The following is a 23469-nucleotide window of genomic DNA, read 5'->3' on the forward strand; positions in this document are numbered from 1 at the left end:
AATGATGCTCTCAATCGACCTGAGCGGTCAATCCGCGGTCGTAACCGGCGGAGGCGCCGGCATCGGCTATGCCATCGCCGCAGCGCTGGCCGAAGCCGGAGCTGCCGTAACGCTGGCGGATATCTCGCCGGATGGCGAGGCCAAGGCCCGGCATCTGCAGGAGCAAGGCGGTACGGCACAGTTCGTTCTTGGCGACGCCGCTTCGGAGGAGGATGCGCTGCGAGCGGCGGAAGCGGCCGTCAATGCTTACGGCGGCATCGACATTCTCGTCAATAATGCGGGCATCTACCCGAGGGGCGGCTTGCTGGATACGACAGCCGAAGTGTGGGATCGGGTCATGGAGATTAACCTGAGGAGCATGTTCCTCTGCTGCAAGGCCGTCATCCCGCACATGCAACAGCGAGGCCGCGGCGCGATCGTCAATCTCGGCTCCTCCCATGCGGCAGTGGGCTTGCCGGAGCTTCTGGCCTACTCCGTCTCCAAGGGAGGCGTGGCCACTCTTACTCGCAATCTGGCAGGAGCGCATGCGAGAGATCGGATTCGCGTGAATTGCGTGAACCCGGGCTGGGTGCTGACGGAGAAAGAACAGGCCGAGCGCGAAGCCGCCGGACAGTCGGCGGATTGGGTTCGCGAGCGGGGGAGGGCGCTGCCGCTGGGGAGGCTGCAGACCGGACGGGATGCGGCCAATGCCGTATTGTTCCTGGTCAGTTCCTTCGCCGATCAGATTACGGGACAAATCCTTAATGTGGACGGGGGCAAGGAAGTGGCGTCCGTCTTCGACGACAGCGCCGGATCGGACTCGAAGGAGGAGACATGAATGTCAATAAGCACACAATGGCTGGAGCAGCGATTGTCCAAGGGGGAGGAGGCTCCGTTCTCCTTCCAATACGGCAGCGCGGCCTCTGCCGAATGGTTGTCCGGAGCCGACCGGCGGCATGAGGTATCGGAACCGGACGAGCATCGCCGTATTCATAAGCTGGTCTACAGCAAGGAGCTGCTGTCGGTCGAATGCGTCGCCGTGGAGTATGTCGATTATCCCATCGTGGAATGGACCGTCTACTTGCAGAACATAGGGACGCAGCCCTCTCCGATTCTGGAGAACCTTCAAGCGCTCGATGCCGTCTTCGCGGGAGAGGCCGAGCGGGAGATCACCCTCATGAGCCAACGCGGCAGCGAGCATTCCGTCCGGGACTTCGAATTCTACGAGGAGCGGCTCGAGCATGGCGCAGGCAGGGTTATCGCCTCTGTCGGGGGACGCCCCTCCAACGGGCATCTGCCCTATCTTCGATTAAATGCGTCGAATATCGGGATCAGCCTTGCGATCGGGTGGCCGGGGCAGTGGGCGGCGAGCTTCTCCCGCTGCGAAGGAGAGGTGCGAGTCCGCGCCGGCCAAGAGCGCGTCCGATTGCGTCTGCTGCCTGGCGAACGCATTCGGACTCCGCTCATCGCGATTCAGTTCTGGCAGGGCGACTCCGTCGAGGCGCAGAATGTCTATCGCAGATGGATGAACGAGCACAATGCCCCCAGGCCGCACGGGCGGCAACTGTCCCCCTTCGTCGCCGCGTGCAGCTCGCATCAGTTCTCGGAGATGGAGAAGGCGGACGAGGACAACCAGAAGCTTTTTATCAACCGTTATCTTGAGGAAGGGGTCCCGCTGGATTATTGGTGGATGGATGCGGGATGGTACCCGAACCGAGGGTCGTGGGTGAACACGGGGACGTGGGAAGTCGACAGGATGAGATTCCCCCGGGGACTGAAGGCCGTAACCGAGAGCGGGCATAAGCGAGGCGTAGGCAGCATCGTCTGGTTCGAGCCGGAGCGCGTCACGACGGGCAGCTCTCTGACCGAGGCGCATCCGGACTGGCTGCTGTCTCCGCCGGAGACGATTCCGCAAGGACACAACGCGTTCCCCAATTGGCGGCTGCTTGATCTGGGGAACGAGGAGGCCCGGCGCTGGTGGACGGATTGGGTGGTCAGGTTTATCGAAGAGGAAGGAATCGATATTTACCGGCAAGACTTCAATATCGATCCGCTAAGCTACTGGCGGGAGAACGACGAAGAGGATCGGCAGGGCATGACGGAGATCCGCTACGTGGAAGGGTTGCTCGCGTTCTTCGACGAGCTGCGCGAGCGGCGGGGAGGCATCCTGATCGACACGTGCGCCTCGGGAGGCCGCAGGCTGGATCTCGAATCCATGCGCAGAGCGGTGCCGCTGACCCGAAGCGATTATCACTTCGAGCCCGTCGGCCAGCAGTGCCAGACCTATGGCTTGTCTCCGTGGCTTACCTTCCATGGAGGCGGAATCATGCATACGGAGCCGCATCGCTTCCGCAGTGCGATAGCGCCATGCAACATCTTATGCTTCGACATGAGAGAGACGTCAATCGATTACGAGACGCTGCGGCGCAATGTGCAAGAACGGGCGCGGCTGGTGCCGTACTATAAGGAGAGCTTCTATCCGCTGACTCCGTTCTCCGTCGAAGAAGACGTGTGGATGGCTTGGCAATTCCATCGGGAAGCGGATGGAAGCGGCATTGCGCTGGGCTTCCGCAGGCAGCGGTCCGAGGAGGAAAGCTTGTCCGTTCGGCTCAGGGGAATCGACGCTTCGGCGGAATACGAGCTGACGATAACGGACGAACGGCATCGGTGCGAGAAGCGGCGCTTGTCCGGCAGGACCTTGTCCGAGCAGGGGATCTTGCTGCAGGAACGAACGAAGGGGGCTTCACTGGCCATTCATTACGAGATAATCAAGGGAGCGGATACCGGATGCGAAGAGTAATGCGTCTGCCTGTTTTGCTTGCGCTTGCTTTGCTTTGTCAGTTTATAGCGTTGGCCCCCGACCGAACCGTTCGAGCCGCCGTGCCGGCCAACAACGTTGTCGCCAACGGCTCGTTCGAGAACGGGACCGGAGGCGCGGCGTCGGGGTGGACCTTGGCGGGAAGCCATGCCCGTTCCGGCGATCGTGCGCAAGAGGGATCGTACAGCCTCAAATCGACGGCGACCTCGACGGCGGTAAGCTCCATTGCCGTATCCGTTGTTCCCCAGACAACGTACAAAATCTCCGTGTGGATCTATAAAGAGAACAATGACGGAACCGCGTACGTGGACATGAACGACATTGCCGGAGAAGCGCAGATCGGCACCGGGGTCGGCAGCGGAGGCGGCCAATGGACGTATTCGGAGACGACGTGGAGCAGCGGGAGTCTGACCGGAATCCAATTCCGCGCCGTTACGGACGCTTCGCCGACAGGCGCGATCTGGTTCGACGATATTCGTATGGTTCCGGTCGAGAGCGGCAACCTTCTCACCAACGGCTCGTTCGAGGACGGGACGGGGACGGGAGCGACGGGATGGACGTTGCACGGTCTGCATGAGCGGAGCGGCGACCGTTCTTATGAAGGAAGCTACAGCTTGAAGTCGACGGCCGCTTCGACGAGCGCGTCAAGCATGAGCGTAACGGTTCAACCGAATGTCACCTATCTGTTGTCCGTGCGGGTATTCAAGGAGAACGGAGACGGAATCGCCTATATCGATATGAACGATATAAGCGGGGAGGCCGAGATCGGCGTCGATAACGGCCAAGGAGCCGGCGTGTGGACCTATGTGGAGGAGCTGTGGAACAGCGGCGCGAACACAAGCCTTACGCTGCGCGCCGTTGTTGACGGCACGCCGACGGGAGCGATCTGGTTCGACGACATCCGGCTGGTCCCGCAGCTGGTCGGCAGCAACCTTCTCGCCAACGGCACCTTCGAGTACGGCAGCGGCACAAGCGCCCTGGGCTGGACACTGCACGGCTTGCATGAGCGATCGAGCGACCGTTCGCATTCGGGCGTCTATTCGTTGAAGTCGACGGCAACGGTTACGGCCGCGTCCGGCACGGCGGTATCCGTCGAGCCGAACACGACCTACAAGGTATCGGCGTGGATTTATAAAGCGACCTCGGCGGGGACGGCATATGTCGATATGAACGACCTGAGCGGGGAGGTTCAGATCGGGGTCGGATCGGGTCTCGGGGCCGGCGTGTGGACCTATGTCGAGGCCTATTGGCAGAGCGGAGCGAATACGGCGATAACGGTCCGCGCCGTCACCGACGGTTCTCCGACGGGGGCGATCTGGTTCGACGATATCGTCATCGCTCCGGTTCAACCCGCCGCGAGCCTGCCGGCCAACGGCAGCTTCGAGGTCGGCGACGGAGCCGACGCGACTTCGTGGACGCAGGCGTCCGGACATGAGCGCTCGGACGATCGGTCGCACGACGGGAACTACGCTCTTCGGGCGTCGGCCACAGGCACGGGAGCAAGCAGCCAATCGATCGAGGTGACGCCGAACACCGATTACGTCCTGTCGGCCTGGATCTACAAAACGTCATCTTCGGATGTTGGCTATATCGACTTGAACGACATTCCCGGAGAACCCCAGTTCGGCTCGGATGCCGGGGGCGGCGGAGGCGAGTGGAGATACGTGGAGCAGGTGTGGAACTCCGGCTCTCTGACCTCGGTCAGCATGCGGCTGGTCAGCGTCATTGCAAGCTCGGGCAACGAGGTCTGGTTCGACGATGTCCGCATGCACCCGTATTGGGAGCTGGCTTCGGGCGATACGGAGCTGACGCTCACGGTGCTGCACCAGCAGCCGGCCATCTCGTCTCTGCGTTCGGTCGGCTCTTCGGAGGACTGGATCGCTTCGGACACGACAGTGCCGCTGCTGGATCGGGTCGATGTCGGCGGTGTTCCCTATTCCATCGAGTGGGAATTCGAAGCCGCCGACGTGGACACGACCGACGGGAAGCAAGTCACGCTCACATTCCTCTCCGATACGCCGAATCTGGAGCTGCGATCCATCTGGCGGGCGAGGGAAGGCAACGGGCCGATCGAACATCGGATTGAGCTCGATAATTTGACCGGTCAGGCGATAACCGTCTATACGCAGGAATCGCTGGCCGTCGAAGTGCAGCCGAATGATTCGTCAACGCTATGGCGATTCCACAAGGAGAGCGGCGAACCGGATACCGTGGGCCTGTATCAGGATTCATTGACTTCTTCCCAGAGCTACAGCGCTTGGACGAATACGAACCAGGACTTTAATTCCAACGGCTTCATTCCGCTAGTCTTCGTCGACGAGGCGGGAGAGCGGGGCTTGTACGTCGGATGGGAGTGGCCCGAAGGGCGTATTCTGGCGACGGCGGCTGCCTCCGGGACACCGCCTTCCGTCAGCCTGCGGGCCGGCTTGCCGGATGACTTCAAGACCGACATACCTGCCGGGGACGCCTACCGGGTGCCTTCCGTTTATCTGGGAGCTTACGAGGGAGACGTGGATGACGGCAGCAACGTCTTCAAGCGGTGGTTCTTCGACAACAAGGCTCCGGAGAAGACGCGGACGGATACGCGCGAGCCGTACACCCAGATGGCCGAGATGCTGATGGGCCAGCATTACGATCTGGCGAGCTGGGGAGTGGACGCGCTGCAATGGGATTACGGCTGGTGGCCCGGCAGCGCCTCCGGCGGCTGGAGAACGGGAGAGGGCGACTGGCGGCTCGGGAACCCGATTTATTACGAAGGGCTCGACATGAGAGGCGCGACGACCTGGGAGGAATACGGAGAAGCGCTGGAGGACGAGGATCTGGAGTATACGAATTACTTCCTGCTTCATGACGGCTTGTCCTCGGATGCCGATGCGCTCTCCTCCATCGGTCCGAATGCGCACCCCGAATGGTTCTCGAACCGGCAGATATCGGCCGGAGCCAGCGTCGATCTCGGCAATTCGGACGCCGTCGACTTCATCAAGGAGCGTCTGCTTGAGGTCATGACGGACAACCGCATCGACACGTATCGAAGCGACTTCGAGCCGATCGTCCGCTCCAGCGACAAGCAGAATCGGCATCGCTACTCGTCCGATGTGCAGTATTGGGCGGCGACGGGCTTCTACGAGGTGCTGGACTATCTGTATGACAACTTGCCCGGGTTCCGCTACGAGAACAACAGCTCGGGCGGAAGTCTGAAGGATTACGCGACGTTGTCACGCTCGAGTGTCGTCGTCTATAACGACACGGCCAACTACGAGGATATTCGCAAGACGTTCTACACGACTTCCTATGCGATTCACCCGGCGCAATTGCTGGCTTACGTCAATCCCGATGCGTATTCCAGCATTGCGGGAGAGGACGACTACGGCTGGCGAAGCGTCATTCTCGGCGCAATGCATATTGCTTCTGCGAACGCTTCGGGGGGTCACTTGCCATACGATGAGGAATGGTATGCCGAGAAGTATTACGGCATGTTCCGGGATAAGCTTCGTCCGCTCGTGCGCAATGCGAATCTGTACCATATTCTGCCGCGCCCGGACGGCGTCAACTGGGACGGCGTTCAGTACTTCGATCCCGAGGCGGACGGTTCCGGAGCGGTGGCGGGAGTGGCGTTCCTGTTCAAGCCCACGAACACGGAAGGCGCGACCAAGACCATTCACTTCAAGGGACTCGACCCGAGCCAAACGTATGACGTTGTGTTCGAAGACCGCACAGCGCAGAATACAACCAAGACCGGAGCCCAACTCATGGCCGGCCTGGACGTGGTTATCTCCGAGTCGCGAGGCTCCGAGATGATCTGGCTCGAGATCCCTTAATGCATTCCGACAATCAAGACGCGAAGAACGGCGCTGAATTTTATTGACTTCCGACATAGCCTGATGCAGACTGGATGAACATCTACCAGAAGAAGATATCATACAGAAGAGGTTCATCATCCATGTCATTATTCCGCAACTGGCTTCAAATCATGATGCTCGCGCTGCCTTCCCTGTTCGCGTTCGCTACGCAGACGGTGACGGGCACTGTGAACCTGATTATGGTCGGGCATCTGGGCATCGTCGTTATCGCTGTCGTCGGCGTCTCCAACATTATTATGTACAACGTGTTCGCGCTGTTCTCCGGCATCGGGCACACGGTCAACTATCTCGTCGCGCAGAATTACGGAGCGGGGGAGATGCGCAAGGGCATCGGGCGAACCTACTTGGCGCTGTCCGCGAGCGTCGGCATCGGCCTCCTGATCGTGCTGGCGGGATGGCTGGCGAGCGAAGGCGTACTTATGCTTACCGGCGGGTCGGAAAATGTGGTGAGTACAGGAGCGGACTACCTGGAGCTGCGATTCTATGCGATGGCGTTCGGCATCATCAGCTTCGTGTTCCACGGCTTCTTCCGCGGCGTCGGCAACACTCGTGTCTCGATGATCGTCGCCATTGTATCCAACCTGATCATGATCGGCCTTACCTACGGCTTCGTCAACGGAAAGCTGGGCTTGCCCGAGCTTGGCGTGAAGGGAGCGGGTTGGGCGATTCTCATCGGAGAGGCGATCCAGTTGCTGCTGTGTCTGATCGTCTTCTACGGTCCGATGCACCGCAAGTTCGGCACGCGTTCTCTTCCGAAGCCCGATTGGCGGGAGCTGCGGCTCGTCGCCCAGGAGAGCGGCAAGCTCGGCTTGATGGAATTCTCGATGAGCGTGTCGATGTATATTTTCACCATGTTCGTTGCCCGAATCGGGGATGCGGCGCTCGCGGCGAACGAGGTGGCGCTGAACATCATGTCGTTCGGCTTCATGCCGGCATTCGCCTTCGGATCGACGGCGACGATTCTGGTCGGCCAGGAGATCGGGCGCGGCAAGCCGCTGCTTGCGAGGAAGGCAGGCACGAATACGGCCGTCCTGGGAAGCCTGTTCCTCTTGCTGCTCGGGACGGCGGAGCTGATCTGGGCGGTCCCGATCGCCCGGATGTTCAGCGACGACCCGCTCGTGTACGACACCGCCGCCCGCCTCATTCAGGTATCGGCTTATCTGCAGATTTTCGACGGGTTGTACAACTTCTACGCAGGCGGGTTGCGCGGCATCGGGGACACGACCTTCCTCATGCGCGCGTCGCTGACGCTCAGCTTCCTGCTGTTCGTGCCGCTTACGTATCTGTTCGTCCGGGTGGCCGACTGGGGCAGCATGGGCGCGTGGCTTGCGCTGTACACGTTCCTGACCGTGCTCGGCACGACCGTGGCGCTGCGCTATTACCGGACGGACTGGCATGCGGTTCGCCTGAAGGAAGCGCACGGCTGATCGATATTCGAACGCAACGATGCCTCTGCACCGAGAGCGAATTCGCTCCGGGGCAGGGGCATTTGCGTTGGTGGGAAGAGGCGGCATAACGGTTCATATTCAGTTAATAATCGCGCGATAGGATGGCACCATAACCGGTTAACGAATAGAGAGTGCGGAGGGATACGATACATGAGACAGAGCGAATGGGCCGTCGAAGCAAGCGGACTTGTGAAGCTATTCGGGGACAATCGGGCGGTCGACGGAGTGGATCTGAAGGTGCATGCGGGAACGATCTATGGGGTGCTGGGCCCGAACGGAGCGGGCAAAACGACGACGATCCGGATGCTCGCCACCCTGCTGCGGCCGGACGGAGGCTCGGCTCGGATCTTCGGTCATGACGTGACGAAGGAGTCGCAGGTCGTGCGGCAACTGATCGGCGTGACGGGGCAGTACGCATCGGTCGACGAGTCGCTGAGCGCGACGGAGAACCTGGTCATCTTCTCCCGGCTGCTCGGCCTCGGGCGGGCGGAAGCGAAGCGCAAGGCGGCCGAACTGCTGGAGGAATTCGGCCTTGCCGAGGCGGCGAAGCGGCCGCTCAAGAACTTCTCCGGCGGGATGCGCCGCCGGCTCGACCTGGCGGCCAGCCTGATCGCGCAGCCGCCGTTGATCTTCCTGGACGAACCGACGACCGGCCTCGATCCGCGCACGCGGAACCAGATGTGGGACACGATTCGCCGCCTGGTGAAGACGGGCTCGACCGTGCTGCTGACGACGCAGTACCTCGACGAAGCCGATCAACTGGCCGACAAGATCGCGGTTATCGACCGCGGGCGCGTCGTGGCCGAAGGCACCGCGGATGAGCTGAAGGCATCCGTCGGCACCTCGTCGCTGCACCTGAGGCCGCAGAACGCGCGCGACATCGAACGGGCGCGCCAGCTTGTCGAGCGGGTGCTGCAGGTTCCGTCCAGCATCACCGCGGAGGCGACCAAGATCACCGCGCCAATGGACGACGCCGACCGGGTGACCGATCTGCTCATCGCGCTTCGCGAGGCGGGCATTCACCTGACGGAGATGAGCGTGCAGAAGCCGACGCTGGATGAGGTGTTCCTCACGATTACGGGGCACGGGGTTCCGGAGGACGAGGCGGCGGGGACGAACGGATCGGCCAAGAAGAAGGAGGCAGTAGGATGAGTATGGGAACAACGGCATTAAACGCGGAACGCAAGCTTAAGAATCGCACGAGTCTCGGACAGACGATTCGCAACTCGCTCACGATGGCCTATCGGGGGCTGCTGAAAATCAAACGGACTCCCGAGCAATTGTTCGACGTTACGCTTCAACCGATTATTTTCACCTTGATGTTCACTTATATCTTCGGCGGGGCGATCTCGGGGGATGTGGCTTCGTATCTGCCGGTCATCATTCCGGGCATTCTGGTACAGACGGTCATCACGACGTCCGTCGTCACCGGCGTCCAATTGCGGGAAGACATGGACAAAGGCGTCTTCGACCGCTTCAAGTCGCTGCCGATCGCCCGGATCGCCCCGCTGGCGGGAGCGCTGCTCGCGGATACGATTCGCTACACAATCGCGACGGTTCTGACCTTCACGATGGGCTATATCATGGGGTACCGTCCGGACGGAGGGCTAGGCAATGTGGCCATCGCCGCCGTTCTCGTCATCGGCTGCTCGTGGGCGATGAGCTGGATCTTCGCCTTCTTCGGAGTCATCGCCCGCACGGCTTCGAGCGTGCAAGGGATCTCGATGCTCATCCTGTTCCCGCTGACGTTCCTCTCCAACGCCTTCGTGCCGGTCGACACGATGCCGAACTGGCTGCAATGGTTCGTCAAGATCAATCCGATCTCGCACCTGATCACCGCCGTCCGCGAGCTGACGAACTCGGGCACGGTCGGCAGCGACCTCGTCATCTCCCTGATCGGGGCCGCGATCATCGTGCTGATCTTCGCTCCGCTGACCGTGAAGGCGTACATGCGCCGGACTTAATTGGGCAAGGACAGAACGCATTCGCAGATCGCACGAATAACGACAGGCCCACGCAACTATGCGTGGGCCTGTTCGAACTCTGTATAAATTCTTATTGAGCTTCCGGAAGCGTCTGCGTGTCGAATACTTCGCCTGTGCTCTCGTCAATCAGATTAAATGCAACGGAGATATTCGTTTCCTCAACGCCGGTGTAAACCTGATACATGATGCTCTGCATGCTGAGGCCGAATATCGCGAGTCCAACCGCTCCGTCGTCGGCTTCGTAGGCAGCCTTGTTCACCGTAATGTCATAGGACTGGAAGGTATCGCGGTCGTAATCCAGGGATACGATTGCCGCCCCTTCGCCGCTGTCGCTTTGAAGCTCGCTAATCGCATTCTCGATCTCCGTGTGGTACTTTTCCTTGAGTTTGTCAAGGTTCTCATGGGAGATCGTAACTGTTGCGCTGCCGTCGCCGTTGTCGACGATGTTCGTCGCTCCGGCTTCCTTGATCTCGGTCGTTGCGCCTTCGACATCATTGTTGGTGACGGAGGCCGGGAACACAACGGTTACTTCTTCGCCTGCGTTCTCGCTCGCATCGGATGCGGCTTGCGTCTCCGCTGCAGCGCTTGCGGATTCGGTTGCAGCCTCTTCGTTGTTCCCATTGTTGCCGTTGCTTCCGCATGCCGTGACGGCTACCGTCAGGGCGATTAACATCATTAATCCAAGCTTCTTCATGCCGGTCTCTCCCCTAATCCATGATTTTTTAACTTCTTTTTCTCTCTCTCTGTTCTCTCTCTGTTCATTAAGATGGAGGGATAGCTTTCAATGTGGAATTATACCGGGGAAATCCATGAAAGTGAAGAAAAAAGCGGATATATGTCGAATTTCGTAACAATTCACCGAGAATAGAAGGGAGGGATTCATCGATCCGCCATATAAAAAAAGTACCCGCAGCACAGGGCCGCGGGCTCAAGCAATCTATATCAGAAGGGGGTTGTGAGACTATCTTATCGGCCGCCGCTTAAGTGAGCCTGATGATTGCCTTAAAATCGGATAAAACTGCTGGCTATACGGAAACTCAGGATGATCTCGCGTGTTTCGCGTGTTTTTATGTGGTTTTTGATATACATTCGGTGCGGGGAGGCGCTTTTAGCGAAATGTATGTGGTTTTTAGCATAAAAGTGGTCGTTGGAGGCGGATGGGGGGCGAATGTATGTGGTTTAATACTAAAATAAAGTCTCGCTAATGGCGGTCTGTACCGGATTCAGACAAAAAAGTCCCGCCACCGTCGAGCACCCGCCCAGCGAAGTTGGCATGTTGGCGAGAGAAATTCCATATTGTGGGGTTTGTAGGGGGTGATCTCCCTTCTACCCCCTTATCCCTCTTCTCCCCTTGAATCAGGAACCTCCGCTTGACGATCATGCCTTGTACTCTTGGATCAGCTTATTCACCTTGCAGCTCCTTATCCTGAACGAAAGGGAGAAGAGACCTAATGCCGCCAGAGGGAATAGGTGCATGGGGAGGGGGAGAAATGTCAGGCGGGATGGCAAGCGGAACGACAACCGTCCTTGTTGCCATAGAGGTTGTTAGCATTAAAGTGGTCGTGGAGGCGGTTGGTCGGTGAGTAGGGGGGAGACTATCTTATCGGCCGCGGCTACACCATCTCCAGGAACCGCGTCGCGGCGCTGGTGAGGGGCATGTTGCGCATGGTCATCGTCCCGAGGTGGGAGGGGGGGATGTCGACGTCCAGCTTGATCTCGAACAGGGAGCCGTTGTCCAACTCCTGCGAGACGAACTCGCGGGTGACGTAGGAGATGCCGAGGCCGCGGCGCGCGAATTCGATCAGCAGGTCGACGCTGCCGACTTCGATCTCCGGCTTCAGCTTGTGGCCGTAGCTCTGGAACAGCTCGGTGATCGTCATCCGGGCCCGGCTGTTGCGGGAGAACAGAATGACGGGGTATTCCATCAGTTCGGGCAGAGACAGCGTCTTGTCCCGCAGCTCCGCGTAGCGCTCGCCCGCGACGAAGCAATCCTGCAACTGGATGCTCTCGCGCACCTCGAGCTGCGGGTCGACAATCGGCAGCCGCACAACGCCGAGGTCGATACGCCCTTCCTTCAGGAAGGTGATGACTTCCGGGGTTGTGCCGTGGTTCAAGTGGAGCCGGATGCCGGGATACTTGCGGTGGTACTCCTCCAGGTACGGCAGCAGGAAGTGCTTGAACAAGGAATCGCTCCCTCCGATGCGAAGCTCTCCGCTGTCGAGGTTCTTGAGGGCGGCCATCTTCTCCTCCGCAAGCGCAATAAAAATCTGCGATTGCTCGACATAAGAATAGAGCAGCGACCCCTCCTGGGTCAGCGACACCCCGCGCGATGTCCGGTAGAACAGCGTAATGCCGAAGCTGTCTTCAAGCTGCTTGATCGCGTGGCTGACGCTCGGCTGGGTGATGTAGAGCGCCTTGGCCGCCTGGGACAAGCTTCCCGTCTTGGCCGCCCAATAGAAAACCTTATACAGCTCGTAATTGTTTGTTATAGACATGGTCTATATCTCCTGTGCAATATACTAATTACACTTATATCGTTGATTCGTATTATAGTGGAATTACCATTGAGAATCTATATCACATACGAAATAGACGAGTACCGGGAGGAGACGGAGAGCACCATGGAAGCAACCACTATTGTCCTGTTCGGAGCGACAGGAGACCTGGCCAAGAGAAAAATTTACCCGGCCTTATATAATTTGTTCGTTGACGGCAAGCTCCCGAAGGCATTCTCGGTTGTCGGACTCGGAAGACGGGAATGGTCCGATGAGAAGCTGCAGGACAACGTCGGCAAGTCGATCGCCGAGTTCTCGCGGCGCAAGGCCGTCTCGGAAGAGGAGCAAGGCAAGCTGAACGAATTCCTCGCCGCATTCCGCTATTGCGTGCTGGACGTCGGCAACGAAGAGGATTACAAGAAGCTGCTGACGCTGGTGGAGAATCGCGAGGAGGAGCTTGGCATCCCGCAGAACCGACTGTTCTATCTGTCGGTCGGCCCCGAGTTCTTCGAGACGATCGCCTTCCGCATCAAGTCGAGCGGCCTGGGCACGACGAAGGGCTGGAAGCGTCTCGTCATCGAGAAGCCGTTCGGCCACGATCTGGCGACAGCACGCGATCTTAACGAGAAGCTGAGCGCGGCCTTTAGTGAAGAGGAGATTTTCCGGATTGACCATTATCTGGGCAAGCCGGTCGTGCAGAAGCTGGAGATGCTTCAGCAGGCGAACCCGGTGCTGCAGGCGTTCTGGACGAACCGCTATATCGCGAACGTGCAGATCACGGCGAACGAGACGGTCGGCGTCGAGGAGAGAGCGGGCTACTACGACAAGTCCGGCGCGCTCCGCGACATGTTCCAGAACCATATGCTGCAACTGCTCATGATGCTCGCGATTCACTTGCCGAGCGACAGCACGTCCGAAGACGTCCGCGCGAAGAAGAAGGGCGTCATGGAGGCGCTCGTTCCGCTGCAAGCGGAGACGGTCGCTTCGCGGATTATTCGCGGCCAGTACAAGGACGGCGCGATCAAGGGCGAGCCGGTCGTCGCCTATACGGCGGAGCCGGGCATTCCCGCGGACACGCGGAACGATACGTTCATCGCCGGGAAGCTGGAGATCGACAACTACTTCTGGCGCGGCGTTCCGGTCTACATTCGCACCGGCAAGCGCCTGAAGGAGAAGTCGACCCGCATCGTCATCGAGTTCAAGGAGCCGCTGAAGCAGGCGTCCCAAGCCGCGCAGGCGAAGGAGTCCGGCATCGTGCCGAACCTGCTCGTGTTCGAGCTTGCCCCTAATGAAGGCATCACGCTGCAACTGAACACGAGAGAGCCGGGAGCGGGCGGCGTCTTCAAGCCGATGAACGTCGATCTTCACACCCACCGCGACAACACGGCCGAAGCCTACGAGAACCTGATCCACGACGCCTTCCTCGGCGACTCGACGTTCTTCGCCCACTGGGACGAGGTCGAGCTGAGCTGGGCATGGGTCGAACCGATTCTGAAGGCGTTCGAGAACGAGCAAGTTCCGCTCCGCCTCTATGAAGCCGGCTCCTACGGGCCGAAGGAATCCGACGAGCTGCTCGCCGAGGACGGCTTCCATTGGTGGTTCGATGACATAGAAGGCAAGAACGAAGGCAAGACGCAAGAGCAAGCAACCGAAGGAGAAGAGACTTATGCCTATCACGCAAACCATTGATCAACTCGCCATCGACACGATCCGCACGCTGTCCATCGATGCCATCAACGCCGCGAACTCCGGCCACCCGGGCCTCCCGATGGGAGCCGCGCCGATGGCGTACACGCTCTGGGCGCAGCACCTGAATCACAACCCGGGCCACTCCAAGTGGTTCAACCGCGACCGCTTCGTCCTGTCTGCAGGCCACGGCTCGGCGCTGCTCTACAGCCTGCTGCACCTGTTCGGCTACCAGGTGTCGCTTGACGACGTGAAGCAATTCCGCAAGCTGAACAGCAAGACGCCGGGCCATCCCGAGCTCGGCCACACCGACGGCGTCGAAGCGACGACCGGACCGCTCGGCCAAGGCATCGCGAACGCGGTCGGCATGGCGATGGCGGAAGCGCATCTGGCGGCGAAGTTCAACAAGGAAGGCCTTCCGGTCGTGGACCATTACTCGTATGCGCTTGTCGGCGACGGCTGCCTCATGGAAGGCATCTCGTACGAAGCGATGTCGATGGCCGGCCACATGAAGCTCGGCAAGCTGATCGTGCTGTACGATTCGAACGATGTCTCTCTGGACGGCGAACTGAACTACAGCTTCGGGGAAAACATCCAGAAAAGAGCGGAGTCGGCACGTTGGCAGTACTTGAGAGTTGAGGATGGGAACGACACGGCCGCGATTGCGAAGGCGATCGAAGCCGCCAAGGCGAACGCCGAGCAGCCGACCTTGATCGAGGTTCGCACGATCATCGGCTTCGGCAGCAAGAACGCCGGTACGTACAAGGTGCACGGCGCTCCGCTCGGCAAGGAAGACGGAGCGGGCGCGAAGGCGGCTTACGGCTGGGCCTATGAGGAAGAATTCACCGTTCCGGCGGAGGTGCGCACGCACTTCGAGCAGCTTAAGGCGCAGGGCGCGGCGAAGGAAGCTTCCTGGAACGAGCTGTTCGCTTCCTACAGCAAGCAATATCCGGAACTGGGCCAAGAGCTTGAGCAAGCGATCTCCGGCAAGGTCAGCATTCCGGCCGAGAACGTCCTGACGTTCGATCCGGCCAAGAGCGTCTCGACCCGCGTCGCCAGCGGCAACGCGATCAACCACTTCGTCAAGACCGTGCCGACGATCTTCGGCGGCAGCGCCGATCTGTCGCACTCGACGATGACCGACATCTCCGGCGAAGCGAAGTTCGCGATCGATTCCTACGCGGGACGCAACGTGTACTTCGGCGTGCGCGAGCATGCGATGGGCGCCGCCGCCAACGGCATGGCGCAGCACGGCGGCGTGCAGCCGTTCGTGGCCACGTTCTTCGTCTTCAGCGACTACCTGCGCCCGGCGATTCGTCTTGCCGCGCTGCAGAAGCTGCCGGTCATCTACGTCTTCACGCACGACTCGATTGCGGTCGGCGAAGACGGACCGACGCATGAGCCGGTTGAGCACTTGGCCGCGCTGCGCACCATTCCGGGCCTGACGGTGATCCGCCCGTCCGATGCGAACGAGACCGCAGCCGCTTGGGCGTACGCCCTGCAGCAGAAGGAAGGGCCGGTCGCGCTCGTGCTGAGCCGCCAGAACCTTCCGGTATTCGAAGCGGCGAAGGGGAATGTGGAAGGCGTCGCGAAGGGAGCCTATATCCTGTCCGAGACGAATTCCTTATCCGAGACCAAAGCCAATCCGGACGTCATCCTGATCGGAACCGGCTCGGAGGTGTCGCTGGCCGTTCAGGCGAAGGAAGAGCTCGAGAAGAACGGCACGTCCGTCCGCGTTGTTGCGATGCCGAGCCGCGAGCTGTTCGACCGCCAGGACGCCGCGTACAAGGAAGCGGTTCTGCCGGCTGCCGTCACGAAGCGCCTGACGCTCGAAGCGGGCATCTCGCTCGGCTGGGACCGTTATGCCGGCGCTGCCGGGAAGGTGCTGTCCATCGACACGTTCGGCGCGTCCGGCTCGGGCGGCGAGGTCATGGCTCACTTCGGCTTCACCTCCGCCAACGTCGTTCGTCTCGTTAATGATTTGCTGAATTGATTTTCCACCCCATTAACAATAAATAACCCAAACCAAACGGAGGTCATTCCCAAATGAAATTCTTCATCGACACGGCCAACCTGGCCGACATCAAGAAAGCCTACAAGGTAGGCGTCCTGTCCGGCGTTACGACGAACCCTTCCCTGGTTGCCAAGGAAGGCGTCAAGTTCGAGGACCGCATCGCCGAGATTCTTCGCGAGGTTCCGGAAGTCGAGTCCGTCTCGGCGGAAGTGACGCCCAACGCGATCACGGCCGAGCAGATGATCGCGGAAGCGGAAGAGCTGATCAAGATCAACGACTACGACAAGAACATCACGATCAAGCTGCCGATGACGCTCGCCGGTCTGGAAGCTTGCCGCTACCTGACGAAGAAGGGCGTCAAGACGAACGTCACGCTGATCTTCACGGTGAACCAGGCTCTGCTCGCGGCTCGCGCCGGCGCTACGTATGTATCGCCGTTCCTGGGCCGCCTCGACGACATCTCCGAAGACGGCGTTCTGCTGGTCGCCAAGATCGCCGAGCTGTTCCGCGTGCACAACCTGGACGCCCAGATCATCGCCGCTTCCGTTCGCCACCCGGACCACGTTACCCGCGTTGCCATGGCCGGCGCTCATATCGCTACGATTCCGTTCTCGGTTATCGAGCAGCTCACCAAGCACCCGTTGACGGAGCAAGGGCTTGAGAAGTTCGCGGCGGACTGGAAGAAGACGGAACAGCAATAATTCGAGTTAGATGGGTTCGAGAGTATTCAGAAGTGAAGGAGACGAAGCAAGTGGCTATTCGATTCGATTATACCGACGCACTATCGTTCATCCAGCAGCATGAAGTGGACTACTTCGGCGACTTCGTCGCGACTGCCCACGACCGCCTGCACAACAAGAAGGGCGCGGGCTCCGATTATGTCGGCTGGGTCGACCTTCCGTTCAACTACGACAAGGAAGAATTCGCCCGCATCAAGGAAGCCGCAAGCCGCATTCGCGGCAATTCCGAGGCGCTCGTCGTCATCGGAATTGGCGGCTCCTACCTGGGCGCCCGCTCCGCCATCGAGTCGCTGTCGCATACGTTCCACAACCAGATCGCCGGGAATACCCAGGTTTATTTTGCCGGACAGAATATCAGCTCGACCTATATGAAGCACCTGCTTGAACTGCTCGAGGGCAAGGACATCTCCTTGAACGTCATCTCGAAGTCGGGCACGACGACCGAGCCGGCGCTTGCGTTCCGCATTCTGCGTGACTACATGGAGAAGAAGTATGGCAAGGAAGAGGCGCGCAAGCGCATCTACGCGACGACCGACGCCTCCAAGGGCGCGCTGAAGAAGCTGGCCGACGAGGAAGGCTACGAGACGTTCGTCATTCCGGACGACGTGGGCGGACGCTATTCCGTGCTGACGGCCGTCGGCCTGCTCCCGATCGCCGCAGCCGGCCTCGATATCGACAAGATGATGGCGGGCGCCGCCGCAGCCGCCGAGAAGTACAACAACCCGGACCTCGCGACCAACGAGAGCTATCAATACGCCGCCGTTCGCAACGCGCTGTACCGCAAGGGCTATACGATCGAGCTGCTCGCGAACTTCGAGCCTTCCCTGCACTACGTGTCGGAATGGTGGAAGCAACTGTTCGGAGAGAGCGAAGGCAAGGACCAGAAGGGGCTGTACCCGGCTTCCGTCGACTTCACGACCGACCTCCACTCGATGGGGCAGTACGTGCAGGAAGGCCGCCGCGATCTGCTCGAGACGGTTCTGTCCGTCAAGAAGCCGAAGCTGGAGCTTACGGTCGAGACCGATGCCGCCAACCTGGACGGCCTCAACTTCCTCGCCGGCATGACGCTGGACGAAGTGAACAAGCAAGCCGCGATCGGCACGCGCCTCGCGCACGTGGACGGGGGCGTTCCGAACCTGGTCGTCGAGCTTGACGAGCTGAGCGAGTACACGTACGGCGAGATGGTTTATTTCTTCGAGAAGGCGTGCGGCGTCAGCGGCCACCTGCTCGGCGTCAACCCGTTCGACCAGCCGGGCGTCGAGGCGTACAAGGTCAACATGTTCGCGCTGCTCGGCAAGCCGGGCTTCGAGGCGCAGAAGGCGGAGCTGCAGAAGCGTCTTGGCAAGTAATATACCGGGCGGAAAATCATTCTAAATAGAAAAAATGGGATAGAAGCGGGAGGAGTTACTGGAATGAGCAAGCAGCAAATCGGTGTCGTCGGATTGGCCGTCATGGGCAAAAATCTTGCCCTTAACATTGAGAGCAGAGGCTTCTCGGTGTCCTTGTACAACCGTTCTCCGGGGAAGACGAAGGACCTGCTCGAAGAAGCGGCCGGACGCAACTTCGTCGGCACATATAGCGTGGAAGAATTCGTGCAATCGCTGGAGACTCCTCGTCGGATTCTGATCATGGTTCAGGCCGGCGCGGCGACGGACGATACCATCAACCAACTGGTGCCTTACCTCGACAAGGGGGACATCCTCATCGACGGCGGCAACGCCTACTTCCCGGACACGCAGCGCCGTAACGAGGAATTGGAGGCGCAAGGCTTCCGCTTCATCGGCGCAGGCGTATCGGGCGGCGAGGAAGGCGCGTTGAAGGGGCCGGCGATCATGCCGGGCGGCCAGAAGGACGCGTATGAGCTGGTCGAGCCGATTCTGACGGCGATCTCTGCGAAGGTGAACGGCGACCCTTGCTCCACTTACATCGGAGAAGGCGGCTCCGGCCACTACGTGAAGATGGTCCACAACGGCATCGAGTACGGCGATATGCAGTTGATCGGCGAAGCGTACCACCTGCTGAAGGACGTGCTCGGCTTGTCCACGGATGAGCTGCACAACATCTTCACCGAGTGGAACAAGGGCGAGCTCGACAGCTACCTGATCGAGATCACGGCCGACATCTTCGGCAAGACCGATCCCGACACCGGCAAGCCGATGGTCGACGTCATCCTCGACTCCGCCGGCCAGAAGGGCACGGGCAAGTGGACGAGCCAGAGCTCGCTCGACCTGGGCGTGCCGCTGTCGATCATCACCGAATCCGTCTTCGCGCGCTTCCTCTCCGCGATGAAGGAAGAGCGCGTCGCGGCCAGCAAGAAGCTGAGCGGCCCGGCTGCCGTACCGTTCGACGGCGACCGCACCGCGTTCATCGAAGCGGTCCGCAAGGCGCTGTACGCGAGCAAAATCGCGTCCTACGCCCAAGGCTTCGCACAGATGCGTGCCGCGTCCGAGGAATACAACTGGAACTTGAATTACGGGAGCATCGCGATGATTTTCCGCGGGGGCTGCATCATCCGTGCCCGCTTCCTGCAGAACATCAAGGACGCCTACGACAAGAACCCGGAGCTGCGCAACCTGTTCCTGGACGACTACTTCGGCGGCGTCATCGAGAGCTACCAGGACGCGTGGAGAAGCGTCGTCGCGACGGCGATCACGCGCGGCGTTCCGGTGCCGGCGTTCGCCTCCGCGCTCGCCTACTACGACAGCTACCGCTCCGAGCGCCTGCCGGCGAACCTGCTGCAAGCGCAGCGCGACTACTTCGGCGCGCATACGTTCAAGCGTCTCGACAAGGAAGGCGTCTTCCACTTCCAGTGGATGCAGAACTAAGGGATTAAACGCAAAAAAGTCTTCGGCGAAGTTGGCCGAAGACTTTTTTTGCTGTTGGACGGTACCGTGCCGTCCATCCGTGGGCTGAATGCCGGAAAAACCGGCATTCGAAGCGGTAGTGGCGGTCATCCGTGGGCTGAATGCCGGAAAAACCGGCATTCAGGGCGGGAGCATCGCGATCGGATTTTACTTCGCCGTCACGCCGCCGTCGACCGGAAGCTCGATGCCCGTAACGTAGGAGGAGTCGTCGGAGGCGAGGAACAGAACCGCCGCCGCGACTTCGGAAGCTTCGCCGACGCGCGGGAGCGCCGTCTGCGACAGGAACCACTGCAGCATCTGCTCGTTCTTGATCAGATCGGAGCTCATCGGCGTCTCGATGAAGCCGGGATGAACGGAGTTCACGCGGATGTTGAACTTGCCATAGTCGACGGCCGCGGCCTTCGTCAGCAGGCGGACGGCGCCCTTGGAGGCGGTGTACGCTCCCGCGCCGCTGCCGCCGGTCAGGCCTGCGATGGAGGAGATGTTGACGACCGAGCCGCCCTTGTTCTCGATCATGACCGGAACGACATGCTTCATGCCGAGGAAGGTGCCGGTCACGTTGATGCCCATGACCTTGTTCCATTGGTCGATCGTCGTGTCCAGCAGGCCGACGGCGAGCGAGACGCCGGCGTTGTTGACGAGCACGTCGATCCTGCCGAATTGCTTGACGGTCTTGTCGACGATCGATACCCAGTCTTCTTCGGAAGCGACGTTGTGGGCGAAGGCAAGAGCTTGTCCGCCTGCGGCTTCGATCTCCTTGGCAACGGCTTGCACGGCCGCTTCGTTAATGTCCGTCGCGACGACCGTCGCACCTTCGCGGGCGAACAGCAGCGCCTCTTCGCGTCCCATGCCGCTGCCGGCCCCCGTGACGATCGCTACTTTGTGCTCGAGTCTATTCATGGCGATCTCTCCTGTCGGAAGATGATGAATTCGGTTGTACGATAGTTATGATAGTATAACTATCACTACAATATTTATTATATCACTGCACTCGTCCGTTCTCAAACGCCAGACTTTACCGGAGCATATTTCCCAGGCGGGGAGGCACTCTACAGGCAGATGAAGATGATGAACGAGAGGGCAAGGTGATAGCGTGAAAAAAATCATCGTTGTCGCAGCGGCTGCCGCAACGGCTGTTGCGCTGCTGGCGGGCTGCGGACATAAACAGGAGAATGCGGCGCCGCTTGCGCACGGGATGAAGACTTCCTCGATCTACAGCGCGACCCCTTCGACGACGGCAGCTTACCGGACGAAGCAGACGACAAACGATACGAACGGCCTGATCAATCGGCTGATCGGACAATTGTACCCCGGCAGCTTCGGCAATCCAGGGTCGACCGCATCGCCGGGGCAGACCGGTTATCCGCAGACGGGCTATCCGCAGACGGGCGGATCGGGAGCGGGTGGAGCGGCAGGCGGTATCGCCAATCCCGGCCAGACGGCCAACCCCATCCAATCGGCCAACCCTGTCCAATCGGCGAACCCTGTCCAATCGGCGAATCCCGCGCAGACGTCATCGCCCGCGACCGGCGCTTCGGCGTTCGAGAGCCAGGTCGTCGAGCTGGTGAACAAGGAGCGGCAGAACAACGGGCTCGGCGCTCTCAGTCTCGATGACAAGCTGATGCAGGTCGCCAAGGCCAAGGCCGAGGATATGCGCGATCACAATTACTTCGCCCACGAGTCTCCGACGTACGGCTCGCCGTTCGATATGATGAAGGCGTTCGGCGTCGAGTTCCAGTCCGCGGGCGAGAACATCGCGAAGGGGCAGACAAGCCCCGAGCAGGTCATGTCCCAGTGGATGAACAGCGAGGGCCACCGGGCGAACATCCTGAACGGCAGCTTCACCCATATCGGGGTCGGGTATCTTGGCACCGGCGAATGGGTTCAGGAGTTTATCGGCAAGTAGGCGGCACAACGAAGGCTCCGAATCCTGTCCGATTGCTGCGGACGGGACCGGAGCCTTTCTTGCGTTGCGGCGGTCAATCGCCTGCGAATTCCTGCACCCACTTGCCGTTGTAGTAGCCGATGCCGGTCTCCGCGAATTCGGCGCTTAGCAGGTTGGCCCGGTGCTGCGGGCTTGCCATCCATTGCTCCACGACCTCGGCCGGGCGATCCTGCCCCTGCGCGATCGTCTCGCCGGCGACCCGGTAACGGATGCCGAAGGCCGTCATCATCTCGAACGGGGAGCCGAACGTCGGGGAGCGATGGGAGAAGTAGTTGCGGGAATCCATCTCCTCGGCCTTGACCGAAGCCATCTCTCCGAGCCGGCGTTCTGCCCGCAGAGGAGCGAGACCGGCGCGTTCCCGCTCCAGATTCACGAGTGCCAGCACCTGCTCCTTCGGCTCCTTGGCCGCTTCCGCCGCGTAAGTCCGCGGCCGGTCCGACGGGGAGGAGACTCCATCCGGGCGGTAAGGGACATGGTCCCGAATAAAACGGTCGAGCCAACTGGAATGGCCGGCTTCGATCTGCTCTTGCGCGCGGAGCGCTTGGTAAGAGGAGTCGGCGGTCGAGACGGAAGAGGCCGCGTGCGGCAGAGCGGCGGGCATTCCTTGCCTGGAGACGGGCCCGAGCCGTCCTTGGTTGTCCGTGAGCTGCTCCGCCGTCCAGTGCGGGTTGCTCGTGCAGCCGGAGAGCAGCAGGAAGAAGACGGCAGCGAGGCCGATCGAACGTTTTTTTCTCATGATGGGTTCCCTCCTCGGTTACGATACAGGGTCTGCATTCGTTTTTTTAAATATGTAAGGAGCAGTCGATTGTCGAAGCTGTACTTGTTGTGGTACACTCATCGTATCGATGACACACGGAAGCACCGTGCTTGCAGAGGAGAGTTCTTCTGCTTGCGCGGTGTTTTATTTTGCACGGGAGGGGAACCGAGATCGCCAGCGGGAGGAAGAGGATGAAGATACCGAGCCGCGTGACGCAGCAATGGCTGGAGGAGGCGTTCGCTCCGGTCGCCGAATATTTGGAGCGCCGCCGCCCGGACGATGCGGCCTTGATTCTGGAGCAGCTTATGTTCACGGACAACGAGGAAGGGGTATACCTCTATACGAACCGGCTCTCCCGTTCGCACATTGCTTTCGACGGCCAGGGGGAGCTGCTGTATTGCCAGGAAGAAGCGCTGCAGTACCGCTATTCCTGGTCTCCCGGCTTCGAGGAGGAGGTATGCGCGGCAGCGGAGGAGCAAGACGTGCACGAGAACGTGGAGGGCTGGCTTGAGAGCAGCGTCGCCGCCCGGTTCCGGCAGACATACGGGGAAGACGTCAAGCGCTTCCTGCAGATGCTGTGGGGACCGCTGACGGACTACCGCTTCGACGATCTGACGGCGGACCGTTCCGCGCGTTCTCTGTCGCCCGCGTCCTCCTTCTACCTTTATTCGAACCGGGCGCCGAATCCGCTCGCCTTCGAATTCCTGCCGGCCGAGCCCGACGATCCGGGCAAGCGTCAGGAGCGCGAGAAGCGCCGGGAGCTTCTCTCCCTCGGAGGCTGGACGGTCATCACGCTCAACCGGGAGGCGCTGGAGCACCATCTTCCCTTGCTGAGGGAGAGGCTGCGATTCGAGCGGAGGAGGCGCCGGTAGGAGCAA

Annotated in this window: 17 protein-coding genes; 13 read left to right on the forward strand and 4 right to left on the reverse strand. The window is 60.3% G+C overall.

The features are described 5' to 3' along the window. Position 1: 1 nt before the first annotated feature. From E6C55_RS01320 to E6C55_RS01345, 6 genes are all read left to right on the forward strand, one after another. Positions 2–817, forward strand: a complete 816-nt coding sequence (locus E6C55_RS01320; RefSeq protein ID WP_168735392.1) for an SDR family NAD(P)-dependent oxidoreductase — start codon at positions 2–4, stop codon at positions 815–817. Further along, a complete protein-coding gene (locus E6C55_RS01325) occupies positions 818–2779 on the forward strand; it encodes a glycoside hydrolase family 36 protein (protein WP_136367961.1) in 1962 nt (653 codons plus the stop codon). It abuts the gene before it with no gap. Next, on the forward strand, positions 2767–6615 hold the full coding sequence (locus tag E6C55_RS01330) for a carbohydrate binding domain-containing protein (RefSeq protein WP_136367962.1): 3849 nt from the start codon (positions 2767–2769) through the stop codon (positions 6613–6615). The genes E6C55_RS01325 and E6C55_RS01330 overlap by 13 nt, the downstream gene beginning before the upstream one ends. A 122-nt stretch (positions 6616–6737) precedes the next feature. Continuing rightward, positions 6738–8084, forward strand: coding sequence for an MATE family efflux transporter (locus E6C55_RS01335; RefSeq protein ID WP_136367963.1), 1347 nt, complete (start codon positions 6738–6740; stop codon positions 8082–8084). Between the two features lie 171 nt (positions 8085–8255). After that, positions 8256–9257, forward strand: a complete 1002-nt coding sequence (locus tag E6C55_RS01340) for an ATP-binding cassette domain-containing protein (protein WP_136367964.1) — start codon at positions 8256–8258, stop codon at positions 9255–9257. Continuing rightward, complete coding sequence (locus E6C55_RS01345; RefSeq protein WP_136367965.1) at positions 9254–10069, forward strand: ABC transporter permease; 816 nt, start codon at positions 9254–9256, stop codon at positions 10067–10069. Before E6C55_RS01340 ends, E6C55_RS01345 begins: the two co-directional genes overlap by 4 nt. Positions 10070–10160: 91 nt before the next feature. Here E6C55_RS01345 and E6C55_RS01350 read toward each other — a convergent pair whose 3' ends face one another. Both E6C55_RS01350 and E6C55_RS01355 read right to left on the reverse strand, forming a co-directional pair. Then, positions 10161–10784, reverse strand: coding sequence for a hypothetical protein (locus tag E6C55_RS01350; RefSeq protein WP_136367966.1), 624 nt, complete (start codon positions 10782–10784; stop codon positions 10161–10163). Positions 10785–11703: 919 nt separating this feature from the next. After that, positions 11704–12579, reverse strand: coding sequence for a LysR family transcriptional regulator (locus tag E6C55_RS01355; RefSeq protein ID WP_136368039.1), 876 nt, complete (start codon positions 12577–12579; stop codon positions 11704–11706). A 132-nt stretch (positions 12580–12711) separates the two neighbouring features. On the opposite strand from E6C55_RS01355, the gene zwf reads away from it, so the two are divergent. The 5 genes from zwf to gndA all read left to right on the forward strand — a co-directional run bounded on the left by zwf (position 12712) and on the right by gndA (position 19850). Beyond that, positions 12712–14274 (forward strand): glucose-6-phosphate dehydrogenase, encoded by a 1563-nt coding sequence (zwf, locus tag E6C55_RS01360; RefSeq protein WP_136367967.1) that lies wholly within the window; start codon positions 12712–12714, stop codon positions 14272–14274. Continuing rightward, positions 14258–16264, forward strand: a complete 2007-nt coding sequence (tkt, locus tag E6C55_RS01365; RefSeq protein WP_136368040.1) for a transketolase — start codon at positions 14258–14260, stop codon at positions 16262–16264. Before zwf ends, tkt begins: the two co-directional genes overlap by 17 nt. 53 nt (positions 16265–16317) lie before the next feature. Beyond that, positions 16318–16986 (forward strand): fructose-6-phosphate aldolase, encoded by a 669-nt coding sequence (gene fsa / locus E6C55_RS01370; protein WP_136367968.1) that lies wholly within the window; start codon positions 16318–16320, stop codon positions 16984–16986. Positions 16987–17036: 50 nt separating this feature from the next. Then, a complete protein-coding gene (locus tag E6C55_RS01375; protein WP_136367969.1) occupies positions 17037–18374 on the forward strand; it encodes a glucose-6-phosphate isomerase in 1338 nt (445 codons plus the stop codon). Positions 18375–18437: 63 nt separating this feature from the next. Further along, positions 18438–19850 (forward strand): NADP-dependent phosphogluconate dehydrogenase, encoded by a 1413-nt coding sequence (gene gndA / locus E6C55_RS01380; RefSeq protein WP_136367970.1) that lies wholly within the window; start codon positions 18438–18440, stop codon positions 19848–19850. A 186-nt stretch (positions 19851–20036) separates the two neighbouring features. Here gndA and E6C55_RS01385 read toward each other — a convergent pair whose 3' ends face one another. Next, entirely contained in the window at positions 20037–20789 is a 753-nt protein-coding gene (locus E6C55_RS01385; RefSeq protein WP_136367971.1) for an SDR family NAD(P)-dependent oxidoreductase, read from the reverse strand. Positions 20790–20982: 193 nt separating this feature from the next. Between E6C55_RS01385 and E6C55_RS01390 the strand changes: the two genes are divergently transcribed. After that, positions 20983–21795 carry a CAP domain-containing protein gene (locus E6C55_RS01390; protein WP_230986459.1) on the forward strand — a complete coding sequence of 271 codons (813 nt, stop codon included), beginning with the start codon at positions 20983–20985 and terminating at the stop codon, positions 21793–21795. Positions 21796–21868: 73 nt separating this feature from the next. On the opposite strand, the gene E6C55_RS01395 is transcribed toward E6C55_RS01390, so the two are convergent. Continuing rightward, the gene (locus E6C55_RS01395) at positions 21869–22570 is read right to left on the reverse strand and encodes a CAP domain-containing protein (RefSeq protein ID WP_136367972.1); all 702 of its coding nucleotides are present in this window, start codon (positions 22568–22570) and stop codon (positions 21869–21871) included. A 212-nt stretch (positions 22571–22782) separates the two neighbouring features. On the opposite strand from E6C55_RS01395, the gene E6C55_RS01400 reads away from it, so the two are divergent. Continuing rightward, positions 22783–23463, forward strand: a complete 681-nt coding sequence (locus tag E6C55_RS01400) for a hypothetical protein (RefSeq protein ID WP_136367973.1) — start codon at positions 22783–22785, stop codon at positions 23461–23463. The last annotated feature ends 6 nt before the right edge of the window (positions 23464–23469 follow it).

Origin of the sequence: Cohnella fermenti, from assembly GCF_004801405.1 — a bacterium.
In the GTDB taxonomy this organism is placed as follows: domain Bacteria; phylum Bacillota; class Bacilli; order Paenibacillales; family Paenibacillaceae; genus Cohnella; species Cohnella fermenti.

Coding starts and splice junctions, on each gene's coding strand:
- E6C55_RS01320 (WP_168735392.1), top strand. CDS start 2: ATGATGCTCTCAATCGACCTGAGCGGTCAATCCGCGGTCGTAACCGGC.
- E6C55_RS01325 (WP_136367961.1), top strand. CDS start 818: ATGTCAATAAGCACACAATGGCTGGAGCAGCGATTGTCCAAGGGGGAG.
- E6C55_RS01330 (WP_136367962.1), top strand. CDS start 2,767: ATGCGAAGAGTAATGCGTCTGCCTGTTTTGCTTGCGCTTGCTTTGCTT.
- E6C55_RS01335 (WP_136367963.1), top strand. CDS start 6,738: ATGTCATTATTCCGCAACTGGCTTCAAATCATGATGCTCGCGCTGCCT.
- E6C55_RS01340 (WP_136367964.1), top strand. CDS start 8,256: ATGAGACAGAGCGAATGGGCCGTCGAAGCAAGCGGACTTGTGAAGCTA.
- E6C55_RS01345 (WP_136367965.1), top strand. CDS start 9,254: ATGAGTATGGGAACAACGGCATTAAACGCGGAACGCAAGCTTAAGAAT.
- E6C55_RS01350 (WP_136367966.1), bottom strand. CDS start 10,784: ATGAAGAAGCTTGGATTAATGATGTTAATCGCCCTGACGGTAGCCGTC.
- zwf (WP_136367967.1), top strand. CDS start 12,712: ATGGAAGCAACCACTATTGTCCTGTTCGGAGCGACAGGAGACCTGGCC.
- fsa (WP_136367968.1), top strand. CDS start 16,318: ATGAAATTCTTCATCGACACGGCCAACCTGGCCGACATCAAGAAAGCC.
- gndA (WP_136367970.1), top strand. CDS start 18,438: ATGAGCAAGCAGCAAATCGGTGTCGTCGGATTGGCCGTCATGGGCAAA.
- E6C55_RS01385 (WP_136367971.1), bottom strand. CDS start 20,789: ATGAATAGACTCGAGCACAAAGTAGCGATCGTCACGGGGGCCGGCAGC.
- E6C55_RS01395 (WP_136367972.1), bottom strand. CDS start 22,570: ATGAGAAAAAAACGTTCGATCGGCCTCGCTGCCGTCTTCTTCCTGCTG.
- E6C55_RS01400 (WP_136367973.1), top strand. CDS start 22,783: ATGAAGATACCGAGCCGCGTGACGCAGCAATGGCTGGAGGAGGCGTTC.